Here is an 18,095-nt window from a genome sequence, read left to right on the forward strand (position 1 = left end):
GTCAGGAATAACGTGGCCGAGCGTCACTTCTCGCGGCGTGATGTCGCCCCTCAGCTGAAGCAGCTCCGTCGGAAATCGAACCTGCTGGGCAAGCACAAGGCGGTCAGGATGAGCAGGCTGCCGAAGAAAATCAGGGGTCGGTAGGGTATTGCTTGCGCAGCAGCTCTACCGCAGCCGCGCAATAGGCGTCCCAGTCGGGATCCAGAATGTCGACGGCGCAGAACTCCAAATTGGGCTCGTAGCCGCGCCACAGGTGAAAGGTGCGGCCCCTGATGCGCCGGATGGCCCAAGCCTCGCCGCGGACTGTCAGCCAGATGTGGTCGTCGTGCTGTTCGCTCACTGGCTCCTGATCCAGATATCGACGTTGCTGCAGTCAGCCTGCGGCCCGGCGTTGCTATTCATCCGTTCAAGGCTGACGGCTCTCGCGCAAAAGAGAAAAGGCCCGGCATCGCTGCCGGGCCGAAAGGTGCCCCCGACTGCTGGAAGAAAAGCCATCAACCGAGTGAAGATGTGACGGGATTTTGAGCCCTCCCAAGCGAGACGTCAACGACGTTCGCTTGTTAGTTGTTGCCAATCTTTGGCACGAAAAAGCAATTTGCCGGGGCGTTCAGCGAGAGAACTCGGCTGTCAGCCAGAATTCCCACGGCACCCCGCCTCTAGGACAAATGCGCGACATCCTGCTGCCGCACAACAATTGGCGGCCTCGACCCCATCAGATGAAGCTCTGGACATACCTGCAAGCCGGTGGCGACCGCGCGCTTGTAGTCTGGCACTGCAGGGCCGGCAAGGACGAGATCTGCCTGCACCATGCCGCAGTCTCTGCGATGAAGCGCTCCGGCAACTACTGGCACTGCCTGCCGGAATTCTTACAGGGCCGCAAAGCGATCTGGACCGCGCCGCGCGCGGTCGCAATGCCTTTTTCGGTAAGACCGGCTGCAATGGCCTTCAGACTCGTTGCGCCGCTCCTCGCATTGAGCTCCAGCGCCTGCCGCGCGGCCTTGCGTTCCCTCAAGCGCGGTTTCCTGCTGGGAGGCTTTCGGACGCCGGCCGCCCGTGGCTGTGGCCTCGATCCTCCAGCGGCCGGCATCCGAAGCCTTTCACAAAGGGAGACATCTTCCAGCACCGTCACGACGTCCGCTGCCGTCCGCGCGAGGTGACAAGCGCGTCCGATCTGCGGCATTCAACGGCGCAAGCGTATAATCGCATCGGTATCGACGACAAAGCTGTCGTTGATTGCAACGATACGGCATATCGCTTGGATCAGGAACCCGCAACGTTCAAGTGCCATGCGCGCCGCCTCATCTTCGGATTTGAGCTGCGCGCCAAGCGCGTATCCGAGGTATCCGCCGTCGCCCATGGCGATGGCCTTTGGTCCGGACGCCGGAGAATAGAATCTCTCAATGAACTTCCGCGCCGTGTCGGAAAAGACGCCTGGCTCGTTCACGGCCAATGGCTTTTCGCCTACGTGGCTGAACCAGGGCGCAGGCGGAACATCCAGGGGCGCTTCCTTCCACACCACTTTTCCGTCGACGGCATAGACGAAACACATTGTCTGTGATGCACCGAGGCAGGAGCCGAGGGCGCGCGTTCGGGCCTCCTCAGCGCTGCCCCGCCCCCACGTCGTCCAGTAGCCGCCAGACCAGGAAATGGCGAGCGCAGTGTGGCTAGGCCTGCTGCTCAGATCCTGTTCGATCTGTTTGCGGCATTGATCGCAGACGAATGGAATTTCGTTCCACCGAAGTTGCGGCCCCGTCAACGCGTAATCAGGCCCGGTCACGTTCTGCGACAGCGGCCTTGCGGGCAGCGAACGAGGCACGGACTCCAAGAGGGTACGGTCGACGACGAAGGAATCGCCAATTGCGACCACGCGACACGGAGAGTGGTGATGTAGCCGCATCGCTGCAGGACCACACGTGCGGCCTCGTTGTCGGCGTCGGCTCGGCCAGTCATTGTCCATTGCCAGTCCGGTCCGACTGCGAGAGCCTTGCCGTGATATTGCTGATACAGTCGCGCCGCTCTGTCGCGGTCGCTCGTATGAATCGCGCCTATGTCCTGAATGTTCAATGGCCGGCCTGCACTGGCGTTCGCTGAAATCCAGGGTTCGATCGGGAGGGGCGGCGGCGGTTCATCCCAAGTGATGCGGCCATCGATGGCGTAGACGAAGCAGCCCAACCGATTGACGTTCAAGCATTGAGCCAGGGCGCCGGCGCGCGCCTCCAGGGCGGTATGCCGTCCTGTCGACCAATAGGACCCGCCGTCAAACGACAGCACCAGGGCGGAATGCAAGGGCTTGCCGACGAAGCCGGCTGTGATCTGCGCACGGCACTGATCGCACAAAAAGGGCACTTCGTCGGGATTGAACGGCGTGCCCAGCAAGGTTCTCGCCAGCACGGAGGGCTGAGCTGTGGGAGAAATCTCCACCTTCCCATGCAAATAGAATTCACCGATGATCGACAGGGAAAGCTCGGGCAATTGGCTGTGCTTGGTCGTTTCGTAGACATCGGAGCTGATCCTGCGGAAGATCGTTCCTATCTCCTCCCGTGCCTTGATGTTTTCGAGAAAGGCCGTGGTGTACGGACTGTTGCGACCATCGCCATCCTCCGCGGTTTGTCCGGCCTGGGTGGCATAGGCAACGATCATGCCTTGCGCATTGTCCAGCTTGGCCAATCCCCGCTGGAGCGGGACGGCCCGGCTGGTGCCGAGCGAACGCCGCAACTCGTTGGCAAACGGGTTGTCGCGGCAGGCATCGAGCACGAGAATGCGCAAGTTCTTGGCCTGTTGTAGGTCGGCAACGATATCGTCGAGGCGTACCAGGCGTCGCAGGTCCGCCACATCAGTCAGTCGCGTGTCGATCGGCGCCAGGTAGTTGACCCCACTGAACTGAAGCGCGTGGCCGCTGTAGTATAGCAGCGCAATGTCGGCGTCTCGAGCCGCGCGAGAGAAGCGGATCGCGGCCTCGTCCATTCCGGCCCGATCGAGATCGGTTGCCACGATCGTCTCAAACCCGAGGGATTTGAGCGCGGTGGCAACATCGGCGGCGTCGTTCGCCGGATTGGTCAGCCGCGGGACATTGCGATAGGCCCCGTTGCCAATCACCAACGCGACCCTCGTATCGGCAAGGCAATTGTCCGCAGCCGTCATAAGCACGAGCGCAAGCAGTGTAAAGATCAGAGCCAAAAGGAACGACCGGATCTTCATCCGTATCTCCCACTGAAAGCAATGCTCCAATAAGAATATGATACAGCTCGAAAGGCAAATCGTGATCTTCGGCACAGTCCGTTATCTAATCACAATGCAACCGAGGGACTTGCGACGTCAATTTCGCCCAATACAACTTCCGGTAAATCTCACCCACGACAACCCCAGCCATGTCCGCGTTGCGTCATGTGTCAGGAGTCTGCAGCGACCAAATAGGTTTTTCCGATACCCCGGCGTTGAAGAATGGCGTTGATGGTAGCCAGTTTCCTCGCCTGAGCGGATACTTGGGCCCCGAAGTGGGTTGTCCTGATCGCCGGATCGACCGGCGCTGCACTACGTGCTGTCCGCGTTTATTGCCGCCTCAGCATTCTTGGCTTGGCAAGGTAAGCCTCGCGCGACACCAGCCTTTGAAAGACCGGTGAGCCAGGGAAGGCGCAGCGAGCGTTTTCGGCCGGGCCCGCCCCTCGCTCCGAAAATAAGCCGGTGCGCTTCTAAAGCCCGGGGAGGCTTAAGCTAGAACGGGGGCTAGTTCGTTTCCTCTCGTTGGCGACTGTCGCGAAAGAGATTCCGAGCGTTAGCGAGCGTCTTCGGCCCTTATCCGTTCTCACCGGAAGACCCGACTATCGTATTCTGGTAGTTCGCGTCGCGAGCCTAGACTGGAGTTGGAGGACCTCTCGGGAGGAGTTGGGTGCGATCGTCGCGGGGGCTTAAACGGGGGTCGTCGGTATGTGCCGTGGATATTCTGAGTCAAATCAATCAGGGTAGGCGGTTAGACCGACCGCCTTGAAGGTAGCGCATCTCTGTCCGTCGAGCGCTTGAACTTGCCGAAAAAATCAAAACGCTTCGCTATCGGGTTTCAACCTGTCGTGCGATCACAGCGGGGGATGTCCCGGGTTCTGTTGAATTTCTGAAGAGGTCGGCGTTGCCCACCTTGAGCCGGTAGGCTCGGGGTGCTGATTCCACAAAGGAGAGCAACGCCATGACGAGAGATATCACACCGGCTGGTTGGCCGGCGACCGGGGCTGTGGACGAAGCGTTTGCAGAAGTGCGGGCGAGCTTCGATCGGTTCTGCCTTGCGGCAGGGATCGAGGCGCTCGGCACGATGATGGAGGCGGATGTCACGGCGGCCTGCGGGCCGCGCCACGGTCGCGACGCGGCGCGGCGGGCGCACCGTTGGGGCCGAACGCGGGGACGGATCGGCTTCCACGGCGGCAAGATCGAGGTCGAGCGCCCGCGGGTCCGGGGCGTGGACGGCCGCGAGGTCACGATCCCGAGCTGGGAAACGGCGGCGGAGGAGGACTGGCTCGGTCGCTGGGCGATGAACCTGATGCTGATCAATGTGTCGACGCGCCGGTTCGGCCGCGCTGTCCGGCTGCCCGAGGGTGACGTGCCGGCACCGCCCGGATCGGGGGTTTCGAAGTCGGCGGCCTCGCGGAGGTTCGTAGCGCTGTCGGCGGCGCGGCTGGCCGACTTCATGGCTGCCGATCTGTCCGCGCTCGACCTTCTGGTGGTCCAAATCGACGGGCTGCATCTCGGCGACGATCTCGTGCTGGTGGCCGCGATCGGAGTTGACGGCGAAGGCAACAAGCATCCGCTGGCGCTGGTGGAAGGGGCGACCGAGAACGCCGCAACGGTTCAGGCCCTGCTGGACAACCTGGTCTCACGCGGGCTCGACCCGACGGTGCCAAGACTGTTCATCGCCGACGGCGCGAAGGCGTTGTCGAAGGCGATCCGCCGCACCTTCGGTTCGGCCGCTGCGATCCAGCGCTGCCAGATCCACAAGGCGCGCAACATCATGGAACGCCTGCCGAAAGAGCATCATGCGGCCACCCGTCGGGTGCTGCGCCAGGCCTGGGAGCTCGATGACGCCGACAAGGCTGAAAAATTGATCCGCAATCTCGCGCGTCGACTCGACCAGCAATGGCCCGGCGTAGCGGCCAGCATCCTCGAAGGCCTCGACGAAATCCTGACTGTCGTCCGGTTGAAGCTGCCGAAGGAGCTTCGTCGATCGCTCGCTTGTACCAACATCGCCGAGAACATGATGGGCACCATTCGCCGCGTCACGCGCAACATCAAGCGCTGGCGGGATGCCGGCATGGCCTTGCGATGGGTCGCGGCCGGCATGATCGAGGCCAACAAGGGCTTCCGACGATTGAAGGCGCATAAGCAATTGTCGGTTTTGCGTGCGGCCCTTCAAGCTCGCCACAATCGCATGACGATCAACCCCGTTGCCCACGTCACGAGGGCCGCGTAACATTCATTCCGGCAACGTCGGCCCGACGTAGTTCAACAGCGATCGGGACATCCCCCAAATCGCTTGCTGTTGGGGAGACGTTTTCACTTGGCCCCTGGCTGGGCGTCACGGCCTGGCTGGATCGCCCAAATTGCCGTGCTTCTTACGCAATCGACGCGCACCTGACCTGTTGGTGGGCCGAGCAAATGGAGCGCCATCGTCTTGAGGTTCTGCACGATGGCGGCAAGGTGAAACTCGTCACGAGCGCCGGAGAGACCTCTGAGCCGCATGCGTTCGAACCCGTGGTGGGTCTTGAGATGAGCAAAGCGCATCTCAACGCGCTTGCGTTCATCTCGCGATTTGAGGAAGCGCTTTGTCCCCATCAGCCGTCGCGCCATATCGCGAGCATCTTCGTGAATGTCACGGGGCACCTGTCGGGCAGCCATATTCGGACAGCATCGCATCTTCAGCGCGCAAGCATCGCAGTCGAATTTGGAGGCACGGTAGCGGAGCATGTTGCCGTCGTGCACGGTGCCGGTGGTGTGAAGCACTTTGTTGTTTGGACAAATGTAGACGCCACGCCGCTTGTCCCAGCGGAAGTCACTGCGTGAAAAGGTGCCGTCATCGCGCTCGCTTGCGGCGCGAACGGGAATATGTGGAGCGATCCCGCGGCCAACCAGCCAACCGAGGAAACGGCCCGTTCCGTAAGCGGTGTCGGCAGCGAGCCGCTTCGGCTTCAAACTAAAGCGATGCTCGGTTCGGTCGAGCATTATCTTTGTGGACTCGACCTCGTCATAGGTGCGCGCGGGCGTTGGTTCGACGTCGACAATGACTGCGTGCTCGACGTCGATGAGATAGTTGAGCCCATACCCGAACTGCACGCGCTTGTTGGCTTTCGCTGTCCACGCCGAGGACGGATCGGAAGGCGAGATCACCTTCGGCGGCTTGCGATCGGGCGCTGCGGTCGGGGTCCCGTCAGAACCGCCACCGCGACTGTCCCCGCCTTGCTGGACCTGCGCCTCGGCCTCAAGTCCAGCAAGATACTCGGCCACGGCACGCTTCTGTCGTTGCGCGTCGGTCCAGTCCAACTCATCCGGCGCTTTGCCATGATAACGGCTGGCGTTGGCTTCCATCACGCTCGCATCCACCGCGAACCCTTCGCCCTTGACGAGGCCGGCGGCCATGCACGTTGCAACCACGCGCTCGAAGATATGCCGCAGGATCTCGCTCTCACGGAAGCGGCCAAGCCGGTTCACCGAGAACGTCGAGTGGTGCGGAACCTTGTCGTCGAGATCGAGCTTGCAGAACCAGCGGTAAGCCAGGTGCAGCGCCACTTCCTGACACAGCCGGCGCTCATGACGAATGCCATAGCAATAACCGACCAGGAGCATCCGGATCATCCGCTCGGGATCAACCGAGGGGCGGCCGATGTCGCTGTAAAAAGGCTTTAGCTGTTGGTGCAAATCGGCCAGAACGGCCGTCGCAAACACATTGATCCGTCGCAACAGGTGGTCAGCCGGGATCATGTCGTCGAGGCTAAACTCATAAAAGAGCTGCCTTTGATCTCGGTCCTGCCGCCCCATCATCGCCGACTCTCCTGCCGCCTTCTCAGCAAAAATCACTGTTCGGCGGGCTTCTCAAGCCCCTTTTTCGACAGCATCGACCCGAACCGGTCATTGCGGGCGAGAGGAAATCAGCGCTATACTCTCAAGACGCCGACAGCTGTGGAGGCGGTCATGCCCAAGGGAATTCGTTATCCTTCGGGGGACGCTGTAGCTGGAAACGGTCTGATTGGCCGGCGTGCATTGCTCGGGCAGGGCGTCGCTATAGCAGGCGCGCTCAGCACGGGCGTCGGGGCCTCGCTGACAAGCGCCGCGGCCGAGCCACTCAAGGATGATCCATGGAGCCTTGAGCCCGGTTCGAGCATCAAACCCTATGAGCTGCCGTCTCGGTTTGAGAAGAACGTCGCGCGAACGCTGAACAACCCCGACGGCCTGCCATTCATTCAAACTGCGCGTACCCCGCATCACATGCTCAACGGAATGATCACGCCGAATGGCCTGCATTTCGTGATCGCCTATGGCGGCCCGCCCGACATCGATCCGGACAAGCACCGCCTCGTAGTTCATGGCCTCGTCAAACGCCCTTTGATGTTCACGCTTGAGGCACTCGCGCGCTACCCGATGGTGTCGCGTATCAGCTTCCTGGAGTGCGGTGGCAACAGCGCACCGCTGTTTTCCCCCCAGCCGCTGCAGGGCAACGTTCAGGCACTGCACGGCCTCGCGTCTTGTGCGGAATGGACGGGTGTGAAGCTCTCCACCCTGCTCGAAGAAACCGGCATCGATCCGAAGGCGAAATGGTTCATCGCCGAAGGCGCGGACGCGCCTCACCTGACACGCAGCGTGCCCGTGGCGAAGGCTTTGGACGACGCCATGATCGCCCTCTATCAAAATGGCGAGCGCCTCACGCCGAGTAACGGGTATCCGGTGCGCCTGCTGCTGCCCGGCTACGAGGGTAACATGAACGTCAAGTATCTGCGGCGCATCAAGCTCGTGGAGGAACCAGCCATGGGCTTCTGGGAGACCAAGACCTACACGCAGCTTCTCCCGAACGGCGAGGCATACCAGTTTTATTTCCTGCAAGAAGTCAAATCGTTCATCACGCAGCCGTCTCCCGGAATGACCCTAAAGCAGCCCGGCCTTTATCAGATTTCCGGTGTCGCATATTCCGGCACCGGCCGTATCGCCCGAGTTTTGGTTTCGGCCGATGGCGGGCAGAGTTGGGCCGAAGCGGCGCTGCAGGAGCCGGTATTAGCGAAGGCTTTCACCCGTTTTCGCATGGCCTGGCACTGGAACGGTGGCCCCGCAATACTTCAAAGCCGGGCCTGGGATGAGGCCGGGAACTTCCAACCCACACGCGCCGAGTTCGTAGCCAGACGCGGCGAGTTGAAGAATGTCCCACCGATCGGGGCGTATCCCAACCAGCACTTCAACGCGGTGACTAGTTGGGCGGTCGACGCCAAAGGGCAGATCAGCCATGCCTATACATAGAATTTTCGTCTACAGCACTTCGTTGGTGTTCGCTCTGAGCATCAGCGTAGCGTTCGCCGACGGGCCCAATCTTGGCACGCCTATTGACCCCGCCGACGTCGCGGCGTGGGATATCAGCGTTATGCCTGACGGCTCTGGCCTGCCGGCGGGAAGCGGTACGCCGGCGCAAGGCGAGCGGATCTACGCGGAGAAATGTGTCGCCTGCCATGACCAGGACGGCAAGAACAAATTCGGTTTTTCACCGCTGTTCGGAGGCGGCAAGATCACCGACATATCGGCCGGGATGAAGACCATTGCGAACTTTTGGCCTTATTCCACGACGCTCTTCGACTTCATCCGTAGAGGGATGCCGTGGCAGCAGCCGAGGTCACTCACCGACGACGAGGTCTACGCTCTGACCGCGTTCATCCTAGCGAAAAACAAACTCATCGGTGAGACCGACACCATGAACCCCGAGACGCTGCCCAAAGTGCGGATGCCGAACCGTGGTGGCTTCATAATCCGTTTCCCCGATAGAATTTAAGTTGAAATGTCGGCTCATGTGCCCTTCGCGACATATTGCGTCGCGACACGAACTCGGTCGCAAACGGGGCATAGCGGAAGTTGACGAGCACCCGTCTATTGCACAAGACGACGCTCGTGACCCGGATCAGACCAACGCCCGCTTGCGAAATTCCACAGCCCGGTCAAAATCGGCTTCGCTTGAATTGTGCAGATTTCCAGCTAGTTGATTTGGAGCCCGTTCAATGTTGCGGCGCAATCTCATTAGGGCCATCGGTTACACCACGGTCGTGTGGCCGTGGATCGCAATGGCGAACCAATCATCTAGTAAGATATGGCGCGTTGCACACATCTATCCAGGAAGGTTCGATAACCCCCCGGACCTCGCCATGTATGATGTCTTTCGCGGGGGACTGCGAGAACTCGGCTATATCGAAGGCAAGAATCTAATAATCGACCAGCGAAGCGCTGACGGGAAACTTGAGCGACTGCCTTCGTTCTTAACCGACCTGGTGGCTCTCCATCCTGACGTTATCGTTGCCGTCACAACGCCGGCCATAGCAGCCGCCCAGAAAGCGACGTCAACAATTCCCATCATCATGGCCCCGGCGACCGATCCAATTGGCTCGGGCTTCATCAAGAGCTTTGCACGGCCCCGAGGCAACATTACGGGCATGGCCAATGGTTGGCGATGCCGTCGGCAAGGGGGTCGAACTTCTCCGCGCGATCCTGCCGTCCGCAAAACGTGTTGCTGTGCTCATGTCCAACAACCCAACTCATCCGCAGCAATATGAATTGGCCGAAACATCCATCAACAGGTTGGGACTTGCAGCCGTTCGCGTGGTCGCACCGACTCCTGGTGATCTCGATCAGGCCTTTGAATCGATCAAACAGGAGAACTGTGATGCCATATTTGTGCTTGCCGATGTAACCAGGCCGGCAATTGTAACTTTGGCCGCAAGGTCAAGAATACCAGCAATTTACCAGTCTGGCCCTTACGCCCCACTGGGCGGACTGGCCAGCTACCATCCCAAGCTAGAGGCGATCTATGTCAAGGTTGCGCAATACTGCGATAGGGTTTTCAAGGGAGCCAACCCTGCTGAACTCCCTGTCGAGCAGCCGGTCGTTTTCGAGCTCGCGGTAAATCTTAAAACTGCCGCCTCGCTTGGCCTAACCATTCCGGACAGCATCATGGCTCGAGCTGACAAGGTCATCGAATGAGTTACGATGGCTTCCGCTGTTGTGCTGGTTTTTGGACGCCGGCAACAATGAAAGACCCGCGCGCTCAACTGGCCGGCGTCCAAAAAGCGCCAAGCACGAAGTCGCGGGAAGTTGGGCACCGGCTAAGCAGCGGGCGGGCATCTCGGCAGGCGCGTGAAGTTCAGCGAAGCCGAAATATAGACGGCACATTCAAGCAAACCGGTTGGCGCTTTCGTCAAGGCAATTCTTTATCATTGCGTTATCGGTGCGGCCGATGATGTGGCTGGTCGGATGAAGATGCTGACCCGCGCGCGATCATGTGTTGCACGCCAACACTACGCTGGTTGATCGTGTTGACCTTGCCACCCCGCTATCGCTGTCCTCTCAGCCGGCTACCGGCCTCTCGGCTCCTGCTCCCGCGCAGCGGGCTGGAGCGCAGCGACTTCGTGCTATGGCCCCGAGCTGACTAGCTGAGGTCCTGTCGCCACGTCGGCTGTCTGCGGAAGACCGGACGCCACCCGATCATCGGGCTGGCGACGCTTTTGAGTAAGCGCTTAGCCATGACCCTATTGAAGCTGGCTTGACGTTTTGCGGAATCGCCACGGCATGAGGTCATCGATCCTGCTGTGGGGATGGCCGTCGATGATCGCCTCGAGTGTTTCAGCGATGTAGGCAACCGGGCTGACGCTGTTGAGCTTGCAGGTGGCGACGATCGACGCCAGCATGGCCCAGTTTTCGGCCCCGATTTCATGGCCCGCGAAGAGCGCATTTTTTCTGGTTAGGCAGACCGGCCGGATGGCGTTCTCGACCGGGTTGGTGTCGAGTTCGAGACGCCCGTCTTCGAGGAAGCGGGTCAGCCCCTGCCAGTGATTGAGCGCATAGCGGATGTCCTCGGCGAGCGTTGAGCCGCTGGAGATCATAGAAAGCTGCTTCTCAAACCACGGTTTTAAAGCCGCGATGAGGGGCAGCGAGTGCTCCTTGCGCGTGGCCAACCGGACGTCCGGCGACGAGCCGCGCACCATGGCTTCGATGGCGTAAAGCTGCGCGATGTGTCGAACGGCGGCCTCGGCGATCGGAGACTTGCTGTTGCGCACCAATTTGACGAAGCGCCGGCGCAAATGGCTCCAGCAATGCACGAGCGTCCACGGCCCTTGCGGTCGAACGACCTCGGTCAGCCGGTCATAACCGTCATAGGCATCGCATTGCAGGTAGCGTCCGCCAAAACCGTCGAGGAACTGCTCAGCAAAGGCACCGCTGCGACCAGGGGCATATCGGAACAGCACGATCGGCGGACTTGGCCCGCTGTGGCCGCGGTCATCGGAGACAACCGCCCAGAAGTAGCCTTTCTTCGTTTGGCCGCGCCCGGGATCGAGTACCGGCGCCGTGGTTTCGTCCATGAACAGGCGATCCGCCATGGCCAGGCGGCGGCGCATGTGGTCCGCGATCGGTTGAAGATGGAAGCAGGCTCGGCCGGACCAGTTGCCCAGTGTCGCCCGATCAAGCCGGATCCCCTGGCGCGCATAGATCTCGGCCTGACGGTAAAATGGCGTGTGGTCGCCAAATTTGGAGACGATCACGTGCGCGATGGCCGCTTCGGTCGGCAGCCCGCCGGGCACGACGTGCTCCGGTGCGTGCGCCTGCACGACGGGGCCCGAGCAGCGGCGACAGATATATTTCGGGCGGCGCGTGACCAACACCCTCCATTGCGCCGGTATCACGTCCAGGCGTTTGCTGACGTCCTCGCCGATCTTCGCCATGGCGCCGCAACCGCACGGACAGAGCGTGCTTGCAGGCTCGATGATCCGTTCCACCCGCGGCAAATGGGCAGGCAAGCAGCCGCGATTGCGATGAGGACCTTGATCCGGCACGTTCCGCGATCGGCCGTTGATCACAGCCTCGGCTCTCTCCTGCGCCGCGTCCAGGATGCCTTGCGCGATCTCCACGTCTTCCAGCGGTAAGTGATACTGATCTGGCCGCAGCTTCTCGGACTTCGAGCCGAACTTCTCGCGGCGCAATTCGCCGAGAATGATCTCTAGCCGACGCCGCGCTTCCTCCGACGCCGCCAGCGCCCCCTGATGCTCGCTCAAGGCCGCCTGCGTTTGCGCCAAAAGCGCCTTGAGGCGTTCGTTTTCGTCGCGCAGCGCCGCGATGCTCATGTGCTATTTCGAGCACATCGGCGCCACACGTGCCACGCTCAAAATAGCTGCCGAGTCATTCTGCCGCAGTTATCCAGCGACCTGCGGCCGCCGCGCTTCTTCCGGGCGGACCAACCTCCAATCCAGCCCCTCGAACAAAGCCGCGAACATCGCCGGCGACATCCGCATCACGCCGTCCGCGATCGTTGGCCAAACGAACTTGCAACCTTCGAGGCGCTTGTGAACCAACACCAGGCCCGTTCGGTCCCACACCAAAATCTTGATTCGGTCCGCTCGTTTCGATCGGAACACGAAGGCTGCGCCGCTGAACGGGTCAAGACGAAGCATCTCCTGCACCTTCGCCGCAAGCCCATCGTGGCCACAGCGGAAGTCGATCGGCCGCGTTGCAACGTAAATCTTCAGATCAGCACCGGCCGCAATCATCGTGATGCTCGCAGCACGCGGATCACCCGGGACAGCTGCTCGGCATCAATGGCCGTATCCGTCCGCAGCACGATATCACCAATCGCGATCTCAAGCTTGATGGCCGGAGCCTGACGCTCTTCCAACGCACCTCCCACCACCAGCGGCGCGAATGTCGGCTGGGACGCTTCGCACGCCGGCAGCAGGCCTCGCTGTCGAAAGCGCCGTCGCCAATCGTAGATCTGCCAGCGCGTCGCTCCGTGCTTGCGCGCCACCTCGGCCACCTGGGCACCGGGCAACAGACTCTCCGCGACGATCCGAGCTCTCTCAGCTTCCGAGCGCACGCGCCGCCCCGACGGTCCTTCCAGAACTTCCAACCGGCTCACCGACCCTGGGCCGTCTAAATGGACGTCCTTTTTGCTGTCCAATCCCATCTCAAACCTCCGTCCAACCCGGAGGCTTCTTCGCACAGCTATTCCGATCCCGAAGCAAGGGTTCCGGCTAAGCGCTTACGCTTTTGACCCTGGCCGCGTGAAAACAACGAGTCAGATAGAGATCGTCTCTGGGTTTTTCGGAGACGGTCGATGCGACGGTTCATTGAAGGCGCGGATCGCAATCAATCGACGTTGTTGCCGGAATGCCTCGATGATTGGGTCGGTGAGAGCAATCCTGTTCGCGTTGTCGATGCGTTTGTCGAAGCACTTGATCTCGACGAGATGGGTTTTGAGGACATCGAACCGTCGGCGACCGGGCGACCCGGCTATCATCCAGCGGTGCTGCTCAAGCTGTACATCTACGGCTATCTCAACCGCATCCAGTCGAGCCGCCGGCTGGAGCGGGAGGCACGACGCAATCTCGAGGTGATCTGGCTGTTACAACGGCTTTCGCCCGACGACAAGACGATCGCCGACTTTCGTCGCGACAACGGCCTCGGTATCAGGAAGGTGTGCGCGAAGTTCGTTGAGCTTTGCCGGCGGATGGGATTGCTGACGCAGGCGAGCGTCGCCATCGACGGATCGAAGTTCAAGGCGGTCAACACGCGTGACAAGAACTTCACAAAGGGCAAGGTCGAGCGCCGTCGCCAGCAACTGGAGGAGAGCGTCTCGCGTTATCTCGCACAGCTCGACACGGCAGATCTGCAGGAGCCATCTGAGACTCTCGCCGCGAAGACGGCGCATCTGAAGGAAAAGCTCACCAAGCTCAAGAGCGAGATGCACAAGCTCGAAGCCTACGAAGAGGCGATGCTGGCATCACCAGATCAACAGATCTCGCTGACCGATCCCGACAGTCGGTCCATGGCAACGAGTGGCCGTGGCTCGGGCGTCGTTGGCTACAATGTGCAGGTTGCCGTAGATACCGAGCATCACCTCATCATCGCGCACGAAGTAACGAATAGCGGCTCGGATCGCGCTCAACTGGCAAACATGGGCAAACAGGCCAAGGCCGTGCTCGGCGTCGACAAGCTCGAGGCGGTGGCCGATCGCGGCTATTACACAGGCGAGGAGATCAAGGCTTGCGCCGACGCTGATATCCTTGTGACTCTACCGAAGCCAAACACGACCGGCATGGAGGCGAAGGGCAAGTTTGGAAAGCACGACTTCGCCTATCTGGCCAAACAGGATGTGTATCGCTGCCCGGCTGGCGAGTTGCTGGCATATTGGCTCACAACAGTGGATGGCGAACGCACCATTCGGCGCTACGTCACGAAAGCTTGTGGGAGTTGCCTACTGAAGGCGCGCTGCACCACGGCCAAAAACCGCGTCATCTCTCGTTGGGAGCATGAGCACGTCATGGAGGATGCCCAGAGGCGGCTCGACGCTGATCCTCAGGCGATGCGTCGCCGTCGCGAGACGGTCGAGCATCCGTTCGGCACGCTGAAGATGCGCATGGGCGCGACGCACTTCTTGACGAAGCGCTTGCCGAAAGTCGCCACTGAGATGGCGCTGCACGTGCTCGCCTACAAGCTCACGCGCGTGATGAACATCATGGGTGCTGGTGCGTTGATCGCGGCGATTCAGGCGTGAGCCAGGAGCGCTGTCGCGCGCGTGCCACCAACCTCATCATCGATTATAGTGGCTCGGGCAAGCCATTGGGCTGGCTTCCGGGGCCTCGCCGGAAATTATGCCATTTCGGCGCCAATCCGCGACCCCATGGGGCTGTTCAAAGCGCCGCCCCCGCATTGAAACGTTTTCACGCGGCCAAGACCCATTTCGGACATAGGACCAAATCTGCGCATAGACTGCCGTCGGTCGAGACGGGCACGTCTCTCAGCAGAACAACTAGTGAAGTTGCTGCGACAGATCAAAAGTCGCTTTGTCAGACGCCATAGCGCGGACTATCGCATATCATCAAGGATGTACGAGGCTGTTTGATGGTATGCGTCCTCATTTGGGCGATGCATAGTTACGCCATTGCGTTGGGCACGGAAGCCCATTGATAGGAGATGTCGATATGTTTTGGGCCGGCTGGCATTTACACATGCCACCACCTGCTTAAGCCCTTCGTCTGCTGCCAGTGTTCCGCAGGCAGTGACCAATTGACTGAAGCGCGTTTCACTCTCCGAGCTGGGGCGAACCGCCGCGAACCTGATCAAACATGAACCGGCGCCTGCGGGGCTCTTCGGTCCATACTCGCACAATGCCACCGCCACCATTCGTGATCCATCCGTAAGAAAGACGCTGTCGCCGTGTCCATGCGCGTGAGCAGTGCGTATCTCCGCTGAGAGATCCAATCCGTCGCGCACCTCAGTCGTTAAAGCTCGGCATTCGTCGAGCCAAGGTGCTTGACCTGCGCCGGCAACGGTCGAGTAGCGAGTCGTTTCTGGCATTATCTCACTGGCTTCGACCATGCGGGTCATGATCGCGGTGAGAAACCGCGGCCAAAAGCCAAACCTCTGATACAAGGCAATGTGTTTTGTGCTCTCGGCAAACGTGAAGAAGGCTAGATGCCGAGCTCCCAATACATTCAACCGTTCGAGCACCGGCGGGATGAGAAGTCTGGCGGTCCCGTGATTCCAAGTGTCGGGGTGTGTGGAGATCGGGCCGAATATTCCCAAGCTTCCCCAACTAGTTCCCAGGCTCGATCCGATCAACCGATCTCCCATCCATGCGCCAAAAGCCAGCGAGGGATCTGTCATCCAACGTCCGGTGACGAAGTCCCGATCCGTCCAAAACGTATCTGGCGCCATCCCAAACTGGGCCGCGAATGCACGACGCAAGATTGCGCCGGCTTCCGGCAGGTCGCTTTCGTCGAGAGGTCGTATCGATATGCTCGGGGATGATTGTTCCACAGCGCGCCTCTCATCGATGCCGGTCGCAGGGACGGCTCAACAGTGCCACTCCTTCGCATAATATACCTCCTGCGATGGTCCAGCTACGGCTGTTCTCTCATGGCAAGCCGCTTGGGGACTCGTTGCTGCGTTTGCATGAGTCCGGTTGTGTGAAGGGTTTCGGATGCCGGCCGCGTGAGGGATGGCGCCGCGGATTCGGGCGGCTGGCGTCCGAAAGCCTCCAAGGGAGATGCTATGGGGCGGGCGGCGGCGGTGAGGACGGTGAGGATATGGCATTCATCGGCCCTGATGCGAACCGATGGAGTACCCCATGCAGAAGTTGAATGACCTGAGCCGATCCCTCACGCCCCTCAAACCAGACGGCACGCTGATCGCTGTGATCGAGATGAGCCTGTCGAGCTGGCTCGTTGCGGGGATTGTGCCTGGTGTCGAGCGCCAGCCGTCGAAGAAGCTTGAGGTCGACGAGAACGCCTTGCTGAAGCTGCTCAATCGCTGGCGAGAAGAAGCGCGGAGGGCAGGACACGGAATCGAACGCATCGCGGTCGCTTTCGAGGCCGGCCGTGACGGTTTCTGGTTGGCCCGCTGGCTCAGGGCGCGCGACATCGAGGCGCATGTCATTCACGCATCGAGCATAGCGGTATCGCGCGAGCACCGGCGCGCCAAGACCGATCGTCTCGACACCGAACTGCTCAAACGCAGCTTTCTCGGCTGGTTGCGGGGCGAGCGTGATCACTGCAAGATGGTCGCGATCCCGACAATCAAGGACGAAGATGCCAAGCGCCCCACCCGTGAGCGCGAGAGCCTCATCGGAGAGCAAAGTCGGATCGTCAACCGAATGAAAGCAGCGTTGATACGGCTCGGCATCCGCGGCTTCAATCCCAAGCTGAAGAAAGCCGCCGAACGCCTTGACGGCTTACGCACCCCCGAGGGCGAGCCGATCCCGCCCAACACCCTGGCTGAGCTGCGTCGCGACATGGCGCGCCGGCGGCTCGTCAGCGATCAGATACGGCAGATCGAGGACGCTCGCCTGGAGCATCTCAAGCAAACGCCCAGCGATGGACCACGCGCAATGGTGCGCCTATTGGCGCGGGTGATCGGCGTTGGTGTCGAGACCGCCGACATGCTGGTGCAGGAGGTACTATCGCGAAGCATGCGCGACCGAAGGGCGATAGCGCGTTATGCTGGCCTCACCGGCTCGCCCGACGAGAGCGGCAGAAAACGCCGGGAGAAAGGGCTGACGCGTTCCGGCAACGCTCGAGTGAGACGAGGCATGATCGAATTGGCCTGGCGATTTCTCAGGTTCCAGAAGGACAGCGTCTTAGCGCAGTGGTTTCGAACCCGGACCGAGAATGCCCGCGGGACGCGCAAGACCATGATCGTGGCCGTGGCGCGCAAGCTGCTAATCGACCTGTGGCGGCTCGTGCGGGAGGGTGTAGTGCCGGACGGCGTCGTTCTGCGGCCGGCATCCATGAACGGAGATCACTGAAGGCCAACAGTTTCGGCCTTGTCCGTCCGCTCGTGACGGTGTGGCCGATGACGGTTCGAGGTGGCGGGGTCCCGACGTGTTTCCTTGGCTTCAATGCCGAAAGGGAGAATGGGTCCGCCGCTTCGGAGCTTCGCTGCCGATGCGCATGACTTATATGAGGCTTCGTGAGTCAAGAGTTTTTTCGCGATCAACATTTCTTCCTTCTGTCCGTTTCAAGAGGCTCACGCGAGCGCAAGTCTGCATTGATGGCACGGCGGCTCCTCTGCTTGGTCGCGCTGAGCGGTCAACCCCGGAGCCCGGAGGGTCGCGCCGGAAGGCGCGAGGGGTTGACGGCGAAAGCGCGCGCCGAGCTACAATCGTGTCCGGCCATCACGCTGCATACGTATTTTGCGCTCCTGATCCCCTCTTGCCCGATTGAAGTTCCGACTATGTTTGTTCAATTGATCCCAAGGCGGAGCTCTTTGGCTATGCGGCGCTCGCCGCATCAACTTATATCCGGTCGGGGCGAGCCCCGTACCAAGGTCCCTCATGCAACATGCGAGGGCACAGGGCTCCAAGGAGGATGGCACCCTTCTGCAAC

The 18,095-nt window shown here is 60.8% G+C and carries 14 protein-coding genes and 1 pseudogene; 6 read left to right on the plus strand and 9 right to left on the minus strand.

The genetic code is table 11. The annotated features are described in order from the left end of the window. Positions 1 to 130 precede the first annotated feature (130 nt). The 4 genes from QA640_RS14800 to QA640_RS14815 form a co-directional block, all read right to left on the minus strand. Positions 131 to 340: a hypothetical protein gene (locus tag QA640_RS14800; RefSeq protein WP_283041360.1), complete on the minus strand. Its 210-nt coding sequence runs from the start codon at positions 338 to 340 to the stop codon at positions 131 to 133. A 501-nt stretch (positions 341 to 841) separates the two neighbouring features. Beyond that, positions 842 to 1,012, minus strand: a complete 171-nt coding sequence (locus tag QA640_RS14805; RefSeq protein WP_283041361.1) for a hypothetical protein — start codon at positions 1,010 to 1,012, stop codon at positions 842 to 844. 168 nt (positions 1,013 to 1,180) lie between these two features. Next, complete coding sequence (locus QA640_RS14810; protein WP_283041362.1) at positions 1,181 to 1,549, minus strand: hypothetical protein; 369 nt, start codon at positions 1,547 to 1,549, stop codon at positions 1,181 to 1,183. A 224-nt stretch (positions 1,550 to 1,773) separates the two neighbouring features. After that, positions 1,774 to 3,198, minus strand: a complete 1,425-nt coding sequence (locus tag QA640_RS14815; RefSeq protein WP_283041363.1) for a caspase family protein — start codon at positions 3,196 to 3,198, stop codon at positions 1,774 to 1,776. A 979-nt stretch (positions 3,199 to 4,177) separates the two neighbouring features. Here QA640_RS14815 and QA640_RS14820 point away from each other — a divergent pair. Beyond that, complete coding sequence (locus QA640_RS14820) at positions 4,178 to 5,452, plus strand: IS256 family transposase (protein WP_283041364.1); 1,275 nt, start codon at positions 4,178 to 4,180, stop codon at positions 5,450 to 5,452. 191 nt (positions 5,453 to 5,643) lie between these two features. Here QA640_RS14820 and QA640_RS14825 read toward each other — a convergent pair. Further along, positions 5,644 to 7,017: pseudogene (locus tag QA640_RS14825) on the minus strand (IS1182 family transposase); the annotation flags it as partial. 150 nt (positions 7,018 to 7,167) lie between these two features. Here QA640_RS14825 and soxC point away from each other — a divergent pair. The 3 genes from soxC to QA640_RS14840 all read left to right on the plus strand — a co-directional run bounded on the left by soxC (position 7,168) and on the right by QA640_RS14840 (position 10,203). Further along, positions 7,168 to 8,481, plus strand: coding sequence for a sulfite dehydrogenase (soxC, locus tag QA640_RS14830; protein ID WP_283041365.1), 1,314 nt, complete (start codon positions 7,168 to 7,170; stop codon positions 8,479 to 8,481). 25 nt (positions 8,482 to 8,506) lie between these two features. After that, positions 8,507 to 9,004: a c-type cytochrome gene (locus QA640_RS14835; RefSeq protein WP_283042798.1), complete on the plus strand. Its 498-nt coding sequence runs from the start codon at positions 8,507 to 8,509 to the stop codon at positions 9,002 to 9,004. A gap of 659 nt (positions 9,005 to 9,663) precedes the next feature. Beyond that, positions 9,664 to 10,203: an ABC transporter substrate-binding protein gene (locus QA640_RS14840; RefSeq protein WP_283041366.1), complete on the plus strand. Its 540-nt coding sequence runs from the start codon at positions 9,664 to 9,666 to the stop codon at positions 10,201 to 10,203. Between the two features lie 545 nt (positions 10,204 to 10,748). Here the strand turns inward: QA640_RS14840 and QA640_RS14845 are convergent. From QA640_RS14845 to QA640_RS14855, 3 genes are all read right to left on the minus strand, one after another. After that, a complete protein-coding gene (locus QA640_RS14845; protein ID WP_283041367.1) occupies positions 10,749 to 12,338 on the minus strand; it encodes an IS66 family transposase in 1,590 nt (529 codons plus the stop codon). Positions 12,339 to 12,407: 69 nt separating this feature from the next. After that, positions 12,408 to 12,761 carry an IS66 family insertion sequence element accessory protein TnpB gene (tnpB, locus tag QA640_RS14850; RefSeq protein WP_080134255.1) on the minus strand — a complete coding sequence of 118 codons (354 nt, stop codon included), beginning with the start codon at positions 12,759 to 12,761 and terminating at the stop codon, positions 12,408 to 12,410. Continuing rightward, positions 12,758 to 13,174, minus strand: coding sequence for a transposase (locus QA640_RS14855; RefSeq protein ID WP_283035445.1), 417 nt, complete (start codon positions 13,172 to 13,174; stop codon positions 12,758 to 12,760). The genes tnpB and QA640_RS14855 overlap by 4 nt, the downstream gene beginning before the upstream one ends. Before the next feature lie 150 nt (positions 13,175 to 13,324). On the opposite strand from QA640_RS14855, the gene QA640_RS14860 reads away from it, so the two are divergent. Then, positions 13,325 to 14,764, plus strand: a complete 1,440-nt coding sequence (locus QA640_RS14860; protein ID WP_283041368.1) for an IS1182 family transposase — start codon at positions 13,325 to 13,327, stop codon at positions 14,762 to 14,764. A gap of 311 nt (positions 14,765 to 15,075) precedes the next feature. Here QA640_RS14860 and QA640_RS14865 read toward each other — a convergent pair whose 3' ends face one another. Then, complete coding sequence (locus QA640_RS14865; RefSeq protein WP_283041369.1) at positions 15,076 to 15,876, minus strand: hypothetical protein; 801 nt, start codon at positions 15,874 to 15,876, stop codon at positions 15,076 to 15,078. Between the two features lie 463 nt (positions 15,877 to 16,339). On the opposite strand from QA640_RS14865, the gene QA640_RS14870 reads away from it, so the two are divergent. Next, on the plus strand, positions 16,340 to 17,515 hold the full coding sequence (locus QA640_RS14870) for an IS110 family transposase (RefSeq protein WP_283041370.1): 1,176 nt from the start codon (positions 16,340 to 16,342) through the stop codon (positions 17,513 to 17,515). Positions 17,516 to 18,095 lie beyond the last annotated feature (580 nt).

It is taken from the genome of Bradyrhizobium sp. CB82, assembly GCF_029714405.1.
Classification (GTDB): domain Bacteria; phylum Pseudomonadota; class Alphaproteobacteria; order Rhizobiales; family Xanthobacteraceae; genus Bradyrhizobium.